Annotated in this window: 14 protein-coding genes and 4 tRNA genes; 6 read left to right on the top strand and 12 right to left on the bottom strand. The window is 42.5% G+C overall.

Features of this window, described 5'->3' with window-relative positions; all coding sequences use genetic code 11:
• Positions 1–44 precede the first annotated feature (44 nt).
• The 6 genes from uvrD to lptM all read right to left on the bottom strand — a co-directional run bounded on the left by uvrD (position 45) and on the right by lptM (position 5,682).
• Complete coding sequence (gene uvrD, locus SJ312_RS20920; protein ID WP_036958803.1) at positions 45–2,207, bottom strand: DNA helicase II; 2,163 nt, start codon at positions 2,205–2,207, stop codon at positions 45–47.
• Between the two features lie 87 nt (positions 2,208–2,294).
• Positions 2,295–3,011: a 5-amino-6-(5-phospho-D-ribitylamino)uracil phosphatase YigB gene (gene yigB / locus SJ312_RS20925; protein WP_004906059.1), complete on the bottom strand. Its 717-nt coding sequence runs from the start codon at positions 3,009–3,011 to the stop codon at positions 2,295–2,297.
• Complete coding sequence (xerC, locus tag SJ312_RS20930; protein WP_136134023.1) at positions 3,011–3,940, bottom strand: tyrosine recombinase XerC; 930 nt, start codon at positions 3,938–3,940, stop codon at positions 3,011–3,013. The genes yigB and xerC overlap by 1 nt, the downstream gene beginning before the upstream one ends.
• Positions 3,922–4,626: a DUF484 family protein gene (locus tag SJ312_RS20935; RefSeq protein ID WP_004906061.1), complete on the bottom strand. Its 705-nt coding sequence runs from the start codon at positions 4,624–4,626 to the stop codon at positions 3,922–3,924. Before SJ312_RS20935 ends, xerC begins: the two co-directional genes overlap by 19 nt.
• 24 nt (positions 4,627–4,650) lie before the next feature.
• Positions 4,651–5,475 (bottom strand): diaminopimelate epimerase, encoded by an 825-nt coding sequence (gene dapF / locus SJ312_RS20940; RefSeq protein ID WP_094962463.1) that lies wholly within the window; start codon positions 5,473–5,475, stop codon positions 4,651–4,653.
• A gap of 21 nt (positions 5,476–5,496) precedes the next feature.
• Positions 5,497–5,682, bottom strand: a complete 186-nt coding sequence (gene lptM, locus SJ312_RS20945) for an LPS translocon maturation chaperone LptM (protein ID WP_110591033.1) — start codon at positions 5,680–5,682, stop codon at positions 5,497–5,499.
• 235 nt (positions 5,683–5,917) lie between these two features.
• Here lptM and cyaY point away from each other — a divergent pair, with 235 nt between their 5' ends.
• Positions 5,918–6,235 carry an iron donor protein CyaY gene (gene cyaY / locus SJ312_RS20950; RefSeq protein WP_004906066.1) on the top strand — a complete coding sequence of 106 codons (318 nt, stop codon included), beginning with the start codon at positions 5,918–5,920 and terminating at the stop codon, positions 6,233–6,235.
• Between the two features lie 43 nt (positions 6,236–6,278).
• Here cyaY and SJ312_RS20955 read toward each other — a convergent pair whose 3' ends face one another.
• A complete protein-coding gene (locus tag SJ312_RS20955; RefSeq protein ID WP_094962461.1) occupies positions 6,279–8,852 on the bottom strand; it encodes a class I adenylate cyclase in 2,574 nt (857 codons plus the stop codon).
• 592 nt (positions 8,853–9,444) lie between these two features.
• Between SJ312_RS20955 and hemC the strand changes: the two genes are divergently transcribed.
• The 5 genes from hemC (at position 9,445) to SJ312_RS20980 (ending at position 14,156) form a co-directional block, all read left to right on the top strand.
• Positions 9,445–10,389, top strand: a complete 945-nt coding sequence (gene hemC / locus SJ312_RS20960; protein WP_110591032.1) for a hydroxymethylbilane synthase — start codon at positions 9,445–9,447, stop codon at positions 10,387–10,389.
• Complete coding sequence (locus SJ312_RS20965) at positions 10,386–11,141, top strand: uroporphyrinogen-III synthase (RefSeq protein WP_094962459.1); 756 nt, start codon at positions 10,386–10,388, stop codon at positions 11,139–11,141. Before hemC ends, SJ312_RS20965 begins: the two co-directional genes overlap by 4 nt.
• Positions 11,142–11,144: 3 nt before the next feature.
• A complete protein-coding gene (gene hemX, locus SJ312_RS20970; protein ID WP_144140426.1) occupies positions 11,145–12,413 on the top strand; it encodes a uroporphyrinogen-III C-methyltransferase in 1,269 nt (422 codons plus the stop codon).
• Positions 12,414–12,415: 2 nt separating this feature from the next.
• Positions 12,416–13,609 (top strand): protoheme IX biogenesis protein HemY, encoded by a 1,194-nt coding sequence (gene hemY / locus SJ312_RS20975; protein ID WP_110591031.1) that lies wholly within the window; start codon positions 12,416–12,418, stop codon positions 13,607–13,609.
• Between the two features lie 319 nt (positions 13,610–13,928).
• Positions 13,929–14,156: a hypothetical protein gene (locus SJ312_RS20980; RefSeq protein WP_004906084.1), complete on the top strand. Its 228-nt coding sequence runs from the start codon at positions 13,929–13,931 to the stop codon at positions 14,154–14,156.
• A gap of 808 nt (positions 14,157–14,964) precedes the next feature.
• On the opposite strand, the gene SJ312_RS20985 is transcribed toward SJ312_RS20980, so the two are convergent.
• The 5 genes from SJ312_RS20985 to thrP form a co-directional block, all read right to left on the bottom strand.
• A tRNA-Pro gene (locus SJ312_RS20985) sits at positions 14,965–15,041 on the bottom strand.
• Positions 15,042–15,081: 40 nt separating this feature from the next.
• A tRNA-Leu gene (locus SJ312_RS20990) sits at positions 15,082–15,167 on the bottom strand.
• 15 nt (positions 15,168–15,182) lie between these two features.
• Positions 15,183–15,258: transfer RNA gene (locus tag SJ312_RS20995), tRNA-His, on the bottom strand.
• Between the two features lie 79 nt (positions 15,259–15,337).
• Positions 15,338–15,414 (bottom strand) — tRNA-Arg (locus tag SJ312_RS21000).
• Between the two features lie 167 nt (positions 15,415–15,581).
• A complete protein-coding gene (thrP, locus tag SJ312_RS21005) occupies positions 15,582–16,958 on the bottom strand; it encodes a bifunctional threonine/serine APC transporter ThrP (RefSeq protein ID WP_153673770.1) in 1,377 nt (458 codons plus the stop codon).
• Positions 16,959–16,983: the final 25 nt, after the last annotated feature.

The following is a 16,983-nucleotide window of genomic DNA, read 5'->3' on the forward strand; positions in this document are numbered from 1 at the left end:
AGTAGAAATATTATTCAGATTTCTACTTTATTTATACTTGTCTATTACAGTTTCTCAAGCTTCGCATATGAAGCCACCAGCCACTTAATTCCTTGGCCTTGGAAAGCGATTTGTAAACGACAGTGTTCACCACTACCTTCAAGGTTAATAATCGTGCCTTCTCCAAATTTAGGATGAACTACACGCTGCCCTAATGCATAACCCGAATCATTTTGGCTAATCGGGGTACCAAGGCGTTGATGGCTAACTGGTCTTGAAACCTGCGCTCGCAAACGAACTTCTTCAACACACTCGGTTGGTAGCTCACCGATAAAACGAGAAGGCCTGTGATAAACTTCTTTGCCATATAAACGACGACTTTCAGCGTAGGTGATAGTCAGTTTTTCCATTGCTCGGGTAATACCGACATAAGCAAGGCGACGTTCTTCTTCAAGACGACCACTTTCATCCATCGACATTTGGCTTGGGAACATACCTTCTTCCATTCCCACAATGAATACAACTGGAAACTCCAGGCCTTTAGCCGAATGCAAAGTCATCAATTGAACGGCATCTTGACTAACATCCGCTTGTCCATCTCCTGCTTCCAATGCTGCATGAGAAAGAAAAGCCTGCAATGGCATTAAGTCTTGGTCTTCGTCTTGATAGCTGAAATCACGGGTTGCATTGACTAACTCTTCCAAGTTTTCAATTCGAGCCTGTGCTTTTTCGCCTTTTTCTTGCTCATACATCGCTCGTAGGCCTGAGTCGTTAATGACTCGATCAGCTTGGACGTGTAATGGCATGTCTTGGGTTTCTTTAGCTAATGCATCGACTAATTCTAAGAAACGCTCGATTGCAGCGGCTGCCCGACCTCCCAACACCTGCTCGCGAAGTAAGTACTCACAACTTTCCCATAATGTTAGTTGTTGATCCCGTGCAGTTTGGCGAACAGTATCTAATGTTCTATCTCCGATGCCACGTGTTGGTGTATTGACCACCCGCTCGAAGGAAGCATCATCATTACGATTTGCTATTAATCTTAAATAAGAAAGTGCATCTTTAATCTCTTGGCGTTCAAAGAAACGTTGCCCACCATAAATACGATATGGCATAGCACCTTGGATGAGCGCCTCTTCTAATACACGAGACTGTGCATTACTCCGGTACAGCATGGCACAATCTTGTAGGGCTCCACCATTTTCATGCCATTGTTTAATGCGCCCAACCACATAACGTGCTTCATCTAACTCATTAAAAGCGCAGTAGAGGGAAATGGGTTCACCATCTCCGCCTTCTGTCCATAAATTTTTCCCTAAGCGGTCACTGTTATTCGCGATCAATGCGTTCGCCGCTTTTAATATATTATTCGTTGAACGGTAGTTTTGCTCAAGGCGGATAGTTTCTGCACCAGGAAAATCATTGAGAAAGCGCTGGATATTTTCTACTTGAGCCCCACGCCAGCCATAGATTGATTGGTCATCATCACCAACAATCATGACTTTGCCAGTTTCCCCAGCGAGTACACGGATCCATGCATATTGGATATTATTGGTATCTTGGAATTCATCGACGAGAATATTCGTAAAGCGCTCACGATAATGCTGTAGTACATGGGGCTTGTTTAACCACAGTTCATGGGCACGTAATAATAGCTCAGCAAAATCCACCAGTCCGGCTCTATCACAGGCTTCTTGGTAAGCTTGGTATACTTTTAGCCATGTGGCTTCGACTGGGTTTCCGTAAGCTTCAATGTGCTGAGGACGCAAACCCTCATCTTTTTTACCGTTTATGTACCACATACCCTGACGTGGTGGCCATTGTTTTTCATCTAAATTCATCGCCTTAAGTAAGCGACGAATTAAACGGTATTGGTCATCACTATCGAGAATTTGAAAATCCTGCGGTAAATTGGCATCCATATAATGTTGGCGTAATAAACGATGCGCTAAGCCATGGAATGTTCCTATCCACATACCGCCTTCACTAGTACCAATCAATTGATTGATTCTATGGCGCATTTCTGCTGCCGCTTTGTTCGTGAACGTCACTGCCATAATTGAAAATGGGGAAGCATTTTCCACAGACATCAGCCATGCAATTCGATGCACTAGCACCCGAGTTTTACCACTACCTGCCCCCGCAAGGACAAGTAAATTGGTACGCGGGGCGGCAACCGCTTCGCGCTGTTTGTCATTAAGGCCTTCAAGCAGATAAGAGACGTCCATAGTTACCATCAAAGCAAAACAGTGGTTAATACCACTGTGAGGTTATTAACAATGGCTATTGCCACTGTATTTTTATACAGGAAATAATTATACCAATGATAAGAGAGAATCCAACCGCGAAATTTCTACATGCGGTAATAAACGACCCTCTTTCTCTTCCATCAGTGTTTTTTGTTCTGTGTTTATCCAGCAAGCTTGCATACCGCTGTTAATTGCACCTTCAACATCCGTTAACAGGTTGTCCCCGACATGAAGAATAAATTGTGGCTCAATTTCAAGTCGCTTTGCTGCTAAACGATACATATCACAAAATGGCTTTGAGCGCCCATCAGGCCCCGCTTTCAATACAAATTGAAAATATTGGCCTAACCCACATGCTTCCGGCTCTGCGTTACCATTAGTAATCGCCACCAACGGAACTTTTTCTGCAAGTTGGCACAATGTTTCATGGGTGGATTTCGGGACATCGATTCTATTTCGCCAATATGTGAAATGCGCCATGATGTCATCCGCCCCTTTTTGTGCCGCTTCTTTCGAATAACCATAATGGCAAAGCATCATTTTGGAAGAGAGCCAACGCCAACGTGATATATCATGATAAATATCAGGCTCTTGTTCTTCAACAAGACGGCGAAAAGCATAAAGATCTTCATTACTAAAATGATTAAAGCGCGGATCATATTCACGAACAAAACGTAAAACTTCTTCTTCCGTTTTATCAATAACTGGGTGGTTATCGTAAAGCGTGTCATCCAAATCAAACGTGATCGCCAGAATGGGTGATAACGGACGGTAAAAATGCATTAAGGTTTCTCCCTCTTTGCTCTCGGATGAGCCACATCATACACGTTTGCTAAGTGCTGAAAATCAAGGTGCGTATAGATTTGTGTTGTTGATAAATTTGCATGCCCAAGAAGTTCTTGCACTCCACGTAAATTCCCACTTGATTCAAGGATATGTGTCGCAAAAGAGTGGCGTAATTTATGGGGATTAATGTGGCTATTAACCCCTTGTTTTATTCCCCATTGCTCAAAACGTTTCTGTACGTTCCGATTCGAAATACGTTTACCGCTTTGGGTTGAAATAAAAACGGCGTCATCTTCAGGGTCATAGAGCTCTCGCATCTCAAGCCAACGTTGTAGCCAACTCACCGCAGTTTTACCCATTGGCACTCTGCGCTCTTTACTCCCTTTCCCCATTACCCACACTTCGCCCGTATTTAAATCAAGATGGCGAACATCTAGCCCGACTAGTTCAGATAAGCGTAACCCCGCGCCATACATCACTTCAAGCATCGTTCGGTCACGTACAACAAGAGGGTCGCCGCTATCCATATTCAAAAGTTGGGAGACTTCATCCACATCCATATTCTTAGGAAGTCGCTTTTTGGATTTAGGGGCATGGATTGCTTTTGCGGGGTTTGCGGGTAATTCCCCCTGGTGTACCATCCAATCAAAAAAACTACGCAGCGATGATAACCGCAACGCCATACTTGCTGCTTGTAAACCCGATTTGCGACTTTTAGCCGCAATGTTGCGCACAATCGCCGCATCCACTTTTTGCCATTCGTGGATATTTAATAAGGCTAACATCTCCACAATAACGCTCAGTTGGCGACGATAGTTAGTAATAGTAACCGGACTTAACCGGCGTTCAACACGCAGATAATACAGAAAGGCCTCAATTTGGCTCATCAGCCCTTCCGGCTGGTTTTTTACAGGCGTTCTATCCATTGGCATAATAACCTCGGTAGAATTTGAGCGACTTTCTCCAACATGACCGTTCCCATACCATGTTGATAATGTTCACGATCACGGCTAGTAAAAATGACCATACCTGATTCACCATGATGACCAAACAATGAAATGGCGACTGAGCCGACATTTAACGCATCAGGTAAAAGTAGTTGGATTTCAGGGCCATTTAACCGGCCGAGGTAGTTACGCTTATCACCAAAGCGTTGAATCCTCACTGGTTCAAAAACACGACGCGAGATAACTAATTGATGTGCATCCAAAGGTGCAGACAAATGCCAACTGTCACTAAACAAGCGTACCTGAGCACCGGATAAACCCAGTTTTTTTGCCCAACGGTTTAGCGCTAACAGCATTTGCTGTAAACTTTCTGCTGATGACATTTCAATCACCAACACTAACAACTCATCAAAAAGCTCTACATTTTCATGAGCTTGCTCAACCATAAACCGAATATCTTGTTCGAGCTCTTTGATTTTCAACCGTTGACGGCTCATGACTAACTCAGGCAATGAAATCGCTTCCCGCACAACATGTGGGACTTTTAGTTGCTCCAACAGCTGTGCATTACGAAGAAAAAAATAAGGGTTTTCCGTTAAATAGCGCACGACATCAAGCTCATCAATTTGATGAACCATTTCCTGTGCTTTTTTGGTTTTATCCATTTTTTCCTCTTCGGCTATTCAAAATTAGAGTTGAATGACCCCATCATAAACATGCGTTGCAGGACCTGTCATATAAAGAGGTGACCCAGGACCTTCCCAAGAAATATCTAATGAGCCCCCCGGCAAATCGACTTTAACCCGCTTCGCTAGTAGCCCTTGAGTAATCCCAACCGCGACAGCTGCGCATGCTCCGCTACCACAAGCTTGAGTTTCCCCTGCTCCACGCTCATAAACGCGCAAGCGAATATGGTCAGCACTGATAATTTCCATAAAGCCAATATTGGCACGTTCTGGAAAACGCTCATGATTTTCTAAAGCGGGGCCTAAAACTTCGACTTCTGCCGTATGAATACTTTCAACTTGAATGACACAATGCGGGTTACCCATTGAGACAACCCCACACAGCACTGTACGTTCTTGTGCTCGAATAATATAGGTCTTTTCTTCTTTAACTGCGCGAAATGGCACTCTCTGTGGTTCAAAATCAGGTTCGCCCATATTAACGCAGACATCATCATTCTCATTTATGGTTAATGTCATACGACCCGACTGAGTGCTGACTTTTATTTTTTGCTTATTCGTTAAGCCTTTGAGCCTAACAAAACGAGCAAAACAGCGGGCTCCATTACCACATTGAGCGACTTCACTGCCATCCGCATTAAAAATACGATAATGAAAATCAAGGTCAGGGTCATAAGGGGCTTCAACTAATAGTAGTTGATCGAACCCAACGCCTGTATGCCTATCTGCTAACCGACAAATCAATTCAGGCGAAAAATACACATTTTGTGTAACGCCATCAACAACCATGAAGTCATTGCCTAAGCCATGCATTTTAGAAAATTGCATTTCACGCTCCATAGAGGCGACTTACTGATTATTCGTGGTTTGAGCATGCTCTTTGGCAGTACTGTCTTGTGCGGTAGATTGCACATCAGATGCCTTAGCCGGAGCTGCAGTTTCTTCCGGCGGAAAATACAACGGGCCTTTTAAGCCACAGCCAGAAAGGGTAAATAAAACAACTAGTGCACTAAGCCCAATTAAACTTTTTTTCATTCTTTTTCGCCCGTAATACTCACTTTTGACATCTGATATTTTACACAATAACAGGAGTGGCCTCGCAAATCACGCCTGTTTATCCAGCATGTTAATATTATATACTTTAGGCTAAATTTAGTCTGAAATTTTTAGCGGGTATGCTGAGATTGACCCCAATGCAGGTTCCCTCCTATAATTTCAATTAACAATAATAATTTCAATTAAACCATTGTGAGCAAACAGGAAATTAATCGTGAATGACAGCGAATTTCATCAGCTAGCAGAAACGCTACTGAGCACCATCGAGGAGCATTTAGATAATTATGAGGGTGATGCCGATATTGATTGTGAAATCAATGGTGGTGTGATGACTCTTAGCTTTGAAGATGGCAGTAAAATTATTATTAACAAACAAGAGGCATTCCACCAAATATGGTTAGCAACTAAACAGGGTGGGTACCATTATGATTATAAACAAGGTAATTGGGTTTGTGACCGTTCAGGGCATGAATTCAAAACTAAACTAGCCGAGGCAATTGCTTTTCAAAGCCAAGAGCCCTTTTCGTTCTAAGCTTTACGAATTTATACGGTGGGCAGCGCAAAACTGCCTACCATCAATAATAATGTGCTTGTGGGTGCTGTGGTTGGCTAGATTGCCTTTCATACCCAACGTCATCATCTTCTGCCGTAAATGGCCATGTCGCACCAGAAAATGCAACAACTTGGTTTTTACCATCTTGATTAATGATTTGGTAAAACTGCGGTAAATTGAAATTGATAAAGTTTGCACCATAGGTAAACCGGTCGTGGGAAGAAGAATAGAATTTACTCACGTCACGGACGAGGTCTTCTTTTGACCCTTCACAGTGGGAATAAATTTCAACCCGATTTGCTTCATCTAAAACGTAAATATTAAAACCCGTGTTATCTGCGGTATTTTCAAAGAAAAACTGTACAATCCCTTCACTTGCATAACCATCGACAACAGCAGGCAAATGGTTATCACCCTTCGCCTGAAGTTTAACTGGCCAGCCATGTAGTTTGTTATGGGAGATAGCCCCATAGAACTCAACGGCATTTTCAAGTTTTTGCACAGATACATTTAGGCGCTCAAAGAATAAACCCCACGTCTGCCCGGCAATACGTAATGCTTTAAAACGCCCAGGGTCATTTCGGTTGCTTGATAAACGCAGTTCTACACACTCCGATACCAGCTGTTGTACACGGGTACGAATCAGCCCGCGTAAGTGCTCACTATAACAAAACACTTCAACTGCTTCAGGAGGTGATGCATCTTGATGCATTTTCCCTAAAATGGTCTTAAGTGCTTCTAACATGCATTGTTCTCCGCTGAAATGTAACGTTCTTACCTCATTCCACGAATTACGATACAACAAATCAATACTACCAATCAGACACCGTTGTGATTCTCCAAAACTGAAAATATCCAGTTTTCTAAAATCAACATGGACGACTTGCTCAGAATATACCTGTGTTGGGTCTTTTTCTAAGTTAACAATGATTGCAAGATGGCGGATTTCACAAGGGCTATAAAGCGCTTTTGGCGTTGGAGCGGGTAACCTGATAGGGAAATGGCTTGATACATCATGCATCAACTCAAGCAGCTTTCGTTCATCACACTGAGACTTCCCGTTATGCATATAAACCTGAGTATTCTCAGTCAACAGGCCGTTAAAATATGCCCATGCCACTAATTTATTTAAATAGCGATTATATTCAAGAGGTTGATGACCAATAATGGCCTCAATATTTGGCGCTTGGTTATACAAATACCAACCACTACGGTTAGCTCTCCCCTCGGGTACATAAATAAAGGTGAGATGCGCTTCGCTCAAATCAGGTGAAATTTGTGGATTAACTAATGTCACCTTACCAGGTAGCGCCTCGAAAGCCGCATATAATTTACGGGTTAGTACCCCAATATCTTGAGGGCTTGCACTAACACTTAAATTATTTCTACGCGCAAAGCGAATGAGATTACGATAACTTTGCATCATCGTATCAAGTAACTCGTTGTGTGCCTCACGGACACGCTCAATTTTCCATTGATTACGTGTGTCGAGAATAGACAAACGTTCTGCTCCCCACCCCCATGATTCAACCAATTGAGACAACACATCACGGCGCCAACCTGAGCATGTGTTATCCTCTTTTTCAGATAGTTTTTCACACACTTTTAGGTAGAAACAACGGCGGATAAGGTCAAGACGAGTTAGATCATTAATTTCAGTCAGGTAACGTGTCACACGCTCTAACATCAAACAGTATGAGTCCAAGCCATAACACACAATTTCGCCTGCATGTAAATGACGCTTAAACTCCATCGCTAATAATTTACCGTTAGGGTAATCCCATGAATAGGATTCCAGTAAAATACTCTTCAATACGGCTTTATAGGGGGAATCAACACTTTTGTATAGCTGCCATAGACTTGCACCGAAGTATTCCGCCGCAGAAAGCTCACTTAAACCACCTAAATCAAGCCATTCATTCGGTGTTAGCACGCCTTGTGCATATAGCCCCATAACATATTCATCGTAATGCTGCTCTTCTTCAACCGGCACCATAGTCCACAGCAAACGTTTACCCGCCATACGTACAGCTGTTCGATAAAATTCATCTAACAATAAGATATGTTGCGTTGAACCACAGTTTTCCCCACCAATATGCCCACTAGCATGATGGCGAAAACGATTTTCATCGATTAAAAAAACAGTGACATCAATCCCCAAAGACGCAGCCCACTGCTCAATTAAGGTACACTTCTTTTGCAAAAAACGTTTTTCTTCGTGGTCCAACCAAGAAGGATGGCAAACCCAAACGTCAATATCTGAACACTGACTTTGCCCAACAGATGAAGTGCTTCCCATCGAATAAATACCCGTAATAGGTAATTCGCCATTCGCTTCGGTTTCAATCGTGGGTAAAAAACGTTCGAAAGGTGCCAACCATTTTTTTTGCTCTGTATCAGGAGAGAAAAAACAGACACCATGGGGGACATTACCTTCAATAAAACCAGGTATCATTGGATGATGATAATGAAACAAGACAGGCAGCAAGCTATAAACCTTCGAGAAGGTTTCACTCATAGAAGCTGTTGCACGTTCTAACCGTAATTGGTTTATCGCATCCAGTCTTTGTTTTAAGGTTTCAATATAGAGATACAAAGGTTACGCCTGATTGAATGAAAGTAATACAAACCTGAGAATTTCCCAGCACCCAACAGATAGAGATAGATTTAAAATAATTTTCAAATGGATTGTCGGAAACGTGATCAATTTAACACCTTGCATCAAAAGGGTAAAGTAGATCACATAATTTTATACGCTTATTTTTGATACAAAATGCTTTTCAACATATTGTATAAAAAGGCTTTTTATTTTTTAATCTATAAAATATCCCTTGTTTTTCAATGGAATAATTTCTTTTTACCCAATTGTTTAGTAAAACAGCAAAATCAAACGATATTAAGTACAATACGCACAGTGTCTGCGCTTACTCGCTTCAACACGAATTAATACAAACCGCAGAGTGTTTCACACGAAAGATAGCACGATAAGCTAAAGAAATTGCTTAATAGCTATTCTAGGTCATCTCATTTTGAATCGCGTTCTTGCATCATGGAAGAAAAAGTAAATCAGTTATCAACAATTCAGAGAGTGGTTTTGCGCCTAACTGGAAAAAATATCCTTAACATGTTAAAACTAAGGCCAATTGTATGGTTAATCTGCGGCATTTTTCGCCAGAGAAAACAGTAAAATGACATCAACAAATATCGTGCGTATTGCAACGCGCAAGAGCCCTTTAGCCCTATGGCAAGCGCACTTTGTCAAAGACAAATTAGAGCAACTTCACCCAGGTTTGCTGGTTGAACTCGTGCCTATGGTGACAAAAGGCGACATCATCCTTGATACACCTCTCGCGAAAGTTGGCGGGAAAGGGTTATTCGTCAAAGAATTAGAACTTGCCTTATTAGAAGGGCGCGCAGACATTGCCGTTCATTCGATGAAAGATGTCCCTGTTGAATTTCCTGAAGGCTTAGGATTAGTCACGATTTGTGAACGTGAAGACCCCCGAGATGCCTTTGTCTCAAACCACTATGACAACCTTGAGGCACTACCAAAAGGCAGTATTGTCGGAACATCGAGTTTGCGTCGTCAATGCCAATTAAGGGAGCTCCGCCCTGATTTAGTCATTCGTGACTTACGCGGCAATGTCGGAACACGCTTATCAAAACTAGATAACGGTGAATATGACGCCATTATTTTGGCCGTTGCAGGGTTAAAACGTTTGGGGTTAGAAACTCGAATTAAAACCGCCCTTGCCCCTGAACAATGCTTGCCTGCCGTTGGCCAAGGTGCTGTCGGCATCGAATGCCGTTTAAATGATAGTAAAACCCGTGAGTTACTCGCGAAACTAAATAATGACGCAACATCGACCTGTGTTCTTGCCGAACGAGCAATGAATATGCGCCTTGAAGGTGGTTGCCAAGTTCCCATTGGCAGTTATGCTATTTGGCAAGATGACAAAATATGGCTACGCGCCTTGGTTGGAGCGCCAGACGGTAGTGTGATTATTCGTGGAGAACGACGAGTTTCACCAAGTGAAGCTAACCAAGCAGGGGTATCATTGGCTGAAGAATTACTTGAACGCGGTGCAAGGGATATTTTGGCGGATGTCTATCAAGGAAACCCGCCTGCATGAAAGTGCTTGTCACTCGCCCTGAGCCCGCATGTTCAGAGCTGATCACGGCAATCACCACCAAAGGGGGGGAAGCCTTCGCCTCTCCTTTAATTCGCATAGGGCCCGGTGCTGAATTAAATACCCTTATTCCTCAACTTGATAGCCTTACTGCGAATGATTTAGTCTTTCTTTTATCTAAAAATGCAGTCGAATATGCAAATTTAACACTTGAACAAATGGGGCGTAGCTGGTCAGATAAGTTATCTTACTACGGAATTGGCCGCTCTACAGGGCAATATTTTCAGCAAGTAACCGGAAAAGACATACGTTGGGCGGAGCAAGGCGAAACCAGTGAAATACTACTGACACACCCTGAGCTTCAATTTCTCGAAGGGAAAAACGCCCTGTTATTACGTGGAAATGGCGGGCGAGAGCTTCTCGCGTCAACATTACGGGCTCGAGGTGCGCAAGTCAGTTATTGTGAATGTTATACAAGGTACCCGGTTGATTATGATAAAGCTCTGTTCAATCAGCAGTGGTTTCAAACCGGTATTACAGATGTTGTGATCACGAGTGGTCAAATGTTAGCCTTGTTAGAAGAATTAATCACTGAAGAATACCAAACTTGGTGGTTTTCCCGCCGCCTACTTGTCGTCAGTGAACGGATTGCAGACCAAGCCCGCAGAGGCGGATGGCAAAAGGTCTGTGTAGCTAATAGCGCAGATAATAATGCTTTATTAGAAGCATTAATTTCAATCGATATGGGATGCTAATTTATGACGGAACACGATAAAACAACCGAGACGGTTACCCCAGAAGCTGGTGCAGAACAACAGCACCCAAAAACTAAACCTTCTTCGGAACAAAAACGTTCTGGTCTGATAGGCGGTGTAATTGCTATCGCTATTATCATCGCTATTGGCGGTGGGCTGTACTATTTCACTCAACAAAGTAATGCCACCTTAGTCAATGAAAACAATGAATTAAAACAAAAATTAAGTGATTTAATCGAACAACAAAACTCAGACAGGCAGCGGTTAGATGCATTAGTTGCGGCTAATGCTGAAATAAAAAGCCATTCTCGTGAATATGAAGAGAATCTCAACCGCCGCATGCAAGAGCTGCAAGCGCACGTTACTGCGTTATCTAGCGCTGATGTTAAAAGTTGGCTACTTGCACAAGCTGACTTTATGGTCAAAATGGCGGGAAGAAAGCTGTGGAATGATCGCGACCCAGTAACCGCGGCCGTTCTGCTAAAAAGCGCTGACTCAAGCTTGGCAGAAATGAATGACCCAAGCCTACTCGACATTCGTAAATCAATTAACAGTGATATGGCTAAATTAGCCGCAATCAACCAAGTTGACTATGACGGCATTATTTTACGTTTAAACCAGCTAAGCAATGAAGTCGATAACTTACGTTTAGCAGATTTAAACAGTGGAGATGCGAAAGCTGAGGATAACGCTGACATTAGCGATGATATTTCGGATTGGAAACAAAATTTGGCGCGTAGCTGGAAAAGTTTTGCAAATGACTTTGTCACAGTACGAGCTCGTGATGGCTCAGAAGCCCCTCTCCTTGCACCAAATCAAGACATTTACCTACGTGAAAACATTCGCTCTCAGCTATTAATTGCAGCGCAAGCCGTACCACGTTATCAAGAAGCTACCTACAAACAGTCATTAGAGCAGGCATCGACTTGGGTAAGAGCCTATTTTGATACTGAGGCGCCTGAAACCAAAGCATTCCTATCAACCATTGACGACCTAATCAATCAGCCGATTGATATTGACATGCCTGATACCTTGGAAAGCCAAGAAAAGCTAGAAAAAATCATGCAAACACGGGTTCGTAGCTTACTTTCTCAGTCATCCGACAATACAAAAGTTAGCGATGGTGCCGTTGATGCCGCAGCGGATGCGACTGAAGCACCAACAGAAGCCGCAGCAGATGCCGCTGTTCCTGCCACGGATACGCAAAAAGCAGAGTCAGCTGACAATTCACACCCTTCAGAATCAGCAGAGCCTGCTGGCAATAGGGGGTAATTATGATAAAAGTCCTGATCCTATTTATAGTACTTATTGCAGGGATAATCTTAGGCCCATTATTAGCGGGTCACCAAGGTTATGTTTTTATCCGTACAGATAATTATGACATTACGACCAGTGTAACCAGCCTCGTTTTGGGCTTTATCTTGCTCCAGTTTGTGCTGTTATTCCTTGGTTGGTGCTACCGCCGCTTTATCAGCACGACATCACGTACCCGAGGTTGGGTAAGTGGTCGTAAATACCACAAAGCGCATACCCAAACACAAAAAGCGCTACTGAAATTAGCAGAAGGTGATTTCGAGCAAGTTGAAAAATTAATGAGCAAACATGCTGATTTTTCTCAACAACCGGTCATTAACTACCTCATGGCAGCCGAAGCTGCTCAACAGCGTGGTGATGAATATCGCACTCACCAATACTTGGATAGAGCCGCCGAAGCCGCAGGAAGTGACCAGCTTCCTGTTGATATCAGCCGTGTCCGTATCCAATTAGCGGAAGGAGAAGTCCATGCTGCTCGCAATGGTATTGATAAACTTCTCGACAAAGCCCCAAGACACCCTGAAGTATTGCGTCTTGCGGAACAAGCTTATTTACGTTCGGGCGCCTATCAGTCACTGATTGAATTACTTCCTGTTATGGCTAAAGTACAGTTACACAATGAAGATGAGCTCGATGCATTGAAATTAAAGGCTTACAAAGGGTTGATGAACCAATATATGGCTGAAGGGGGTAGCGATGGGCTAAAAGCTTGGTGGAAAGCACAACCTCGCCGAGTTCGTCATGAAACCGCATTGCAAGCTTTCTTAGCAGAACATTTAATTGAATGTGGCGATACTGCAAGTGCAGAAAAAATGATTATTGATGGCTTAAAACAGCAATATGATGAACGCTTACTCCTGCTAGTGCCAAAACTGAATAGTGAACGCCCTGAAGTTATCGAAAAAACCCTTTTACATCTGCAAAAGCAAAACGGTGCCACCCCGTTACTCAACAGTACATTAGGTGTTTTATCGCTACAGCATGCCCAATGGGACAAAGCAGAGACCTACTTTAAGGCCGCTTTAGCACAACGTTTTGATGTTCAGGATGCATCATGGTTAGCCGATGCGTTTGACAGGCAACATAAATCTAGTGATGCGGCAAAAATTCGCCAAGATGCATTAAACCATTCATTGAAACAAGAACGAAACTAATATTCTTGCTTATCCTTTTCTAAAAACTCCACACCTTTTAGTGGAGTTTTTTTATTCATAAACTTAACTGCCACTAAGCCTAGCTTCCCCAATCAAAACGCAGAAAAGAATTTAAATACATTGCGTTAGTCGTATTAAATCATCGTAAAAGGAGAATATGAGGTTTATGATTGGTAACATTACAGATCAATAACTCAATGTTTAATCAATAATCGTTATTTAAGGATCAGCAAAACACACTTGGCTATGTTATAAAATAAACACATAGTGTATAAAGCTTTATATACATCTTTGCTTTGAATGAATTAGGGATATCGATATGAATGTAATTAAAACTATTTGGCGCTGGATTATTGCAACCCCAAACCGTTTACAAATATTCTTTGATCTTCTGCTGTTAGTATTATCACCTTTTGTTTTTATTATGATTATTGGTTTTAATACCGAAGATCTTAGTAAAGACATTTTCATTATTACATTCATTATCCTCTGCTATACCTATATTACTCGCTGGTTCAGTAAATGGTTTAGTAAAGGTAGAAGCTAATACCTATCTTATTTTCAGCCTCTTAGTCATTTTCTAAGGGGCTTGGTTTTTTACATAAACAAAAAAAAACACCTGCACAAGGCAGGTGTAAAATACAATCAGGTCTACAGACGGATGGTGCCTCACTCAACGTTTCGCCCGTTCGTTGATGGTAAGAGGATGAGCTCTTGATCATCTAAGTTGGACAATAGGCACCGATAATCGGCTTTGCGTCATCTCTGGGTTTATGAAGCTTCGCTGTCATAAGAAGTGAGATGAGCATCTACATATAAAATAATGCACAATGCATGCCAACTTTTTTAAACCGAGTTTTTTTTAAGTTTACTCTTTTGGCTTCGCTCTCATCTCTCGGTTTTACACATAATTTTCCTTCTTGGAAAGAAATCCCCCTAACATTAAAGAATTCACTAATGTGGTGCCTGTATCTTATCTTGCTATTTTGTCGCAGTTTAGAGACAGCATAAAACAGTTATTTACATTCCCTTATAAATCAACAAGTAAAATGTCTCCTTTTGACGACACCAATATAATGAATTGTATCTATTTTACGACACAGGCTAGTTAACCTGCTAAATTACAAATAAAAACAAGCAATTAACCATAGCCAATCATTATTGAAGAAACAGCACTAAGTAGACTTTAAACAATTCAGGTTATAACTAGGCGACAAGTGAAGATATACCGATGAGTATACACAAATATGTGATTCTAGGAGACTAACGCAGACAACAACGCGATGGGTCAAAGTGTGATGATTATAAAGCATAAAAAGCAAAAAACCCGTCGGTTAAGACGGGTTTCTTTAAATTGGTCGGCGAGAGAGGATTCGAACCTCCGACCCACTGGTCCCAAACCAGTTGCGCTACCAAGCTGCGCTACTCGCCGAAATTTTGTAGTACTTATTAATACCTATTACATTTCTTCGTGGTGCGAAAGGGGGGACTTGAACCCCCACGTCCATAGGACACTAACACCTGAAGCTAGCGCGTCTACCAATTCCGCCACCCTCGCAATGTCACAAAAAAATGGGGTGGCTAATGGGACTCGAACCCACGACAACTGGAATCACAATCCAGGGCTCTACCAACTGAGCTATAGCCACCATAACTTCACTTTTTTCAAAGCGTTGCTATATTACTACATACAACGTCATTTTGCCAACCGTAGCGAAGCGCTAAAACTGGTGCGCCCGACAGGATTCGAACCTGAGACCTCTGCCTCCGGAGGGCAGCGCTCTATCCAGCTGAGCTACGGGCGCTTAACGCCGTTGCGGGAGAGGATAGTACGGATTTATCCTCCCGCTGTCTAGTCCTTTTTGAAATAAAAATATCGATTGCTTGCCTTTTATCCATTTCGCTGAGAAAGAGAGCATATTTACCCTCTTTTTCACTGTACGACTAATAAAAATCCGTCGAAGCACCACCACTAAACTTTTGCATTGCGGCTATTGAACAGGCGAATAATGAAATAAAGCAGTGAAACGCACCCTAAAAAGATAGCACCAACGATTAAAGATAAACGGGTGTCTGGATTAATCGCCATCCCAACTAATACGCAGGCTAAAAATAACAAGGTCGCATAGTTAACCCATGGAAAAAGGATCGATTTGAAAGGATGCCCAATAAGCTTTTCTTTGTTTTGTTGGCGAAAACGGATTTGGCTGGTCAATAGCACTAACCAAGGCACCATACCTGGTAACACACTCGCACTATAGACATACACAAAGACTTTTTCTGGATTCGGTATGATGTAATTCAAGCTAGAACCCGCCACTAAACAGAGAATAGTAAAGCCAACGCAACGTGCTGGTACGCCATTTTTCGTTAATTTCAATAATGACTTAGGTAATTGCTTATTTTGCGCTAAGGCATATAGCATTCGCCCACCACTATACATGCCACTATTGCAACCAGATAACGCCGCAGTTAACACCACAAAGTTAATTACAGCGGCTGCGGACACAATCCCCACTTTCGCAAACGTAAGAACAAATGGGCTACCTTGTGAACCCACTTCCGTCCACGGAAAGAGTGTCACAACAATAAAAATAGCACCCACATAAAAAATTAATATGCGCCATAAAATATTATTGATCGCTTTTTTTAATGTAACTTGAGGATTTTTCGCTTCACCTGCCGTGATCCCAACTAATTCAACCCCTTGATAAGAGGCCACAACGATACACAACGCAAATAAGAAACCTTTCCACCCCCCTGCAAAGAAACCACCATGCTCAGTGAGGTTTGCTAGCCCAATCGGTTCAAAATTATTACCAAGGCCAAAAAAAATCAGACCTAAGCCAATTAAAATCATCACTACAATCGTGGTCACTTTGATCATGGCAAACCAGAACTCAAGCTCTCCATACAGCCGAACAGCAGCTAGGTTAGCTAATGCGACTAATACCACGGCAATAATGGCAAAAATCCATTGAGGCACGTCAGGGAACCAATATTCAGCATATACGCCAATGGCAGTGATCTCTGAGATACCAACGGCCACCCACATGAACCAGTAGCCCCACGCAGTGAGACATCCCCAAAACGGACTTAAGTATTTATAACCAAACGAAGCAAAAGAACCGGTTACAGGCTCAAGAAATAGCATTTCCCCCATTGAACGCATAATGAAGAAAACAAAAATTCCTGCGATGATATAAGCCAGTAAGACAGAAGGCCCAGCCCATTTTAGTGTACTGGCCGACCCCATAAATAACCCAACGCCAATAGTCCCACCGAGCGCAATCAGCTCGATATGCCGTGCTTCTAACCCACGTTGAAGCCCTTGCTGTGGATTTCCCATACATACCCCTGTCAAAATTAGATAT

It is taken from the genome of Providencia sp. CIM-Carb-044 (assembly GCF_033901115.1).
Lineage (GTDB): Bacteria > Pseudomonadota > Gammaproteobacteria > Enterobacterales > Enterobacteriaceae > Providencia > Providencia hangzhouensis.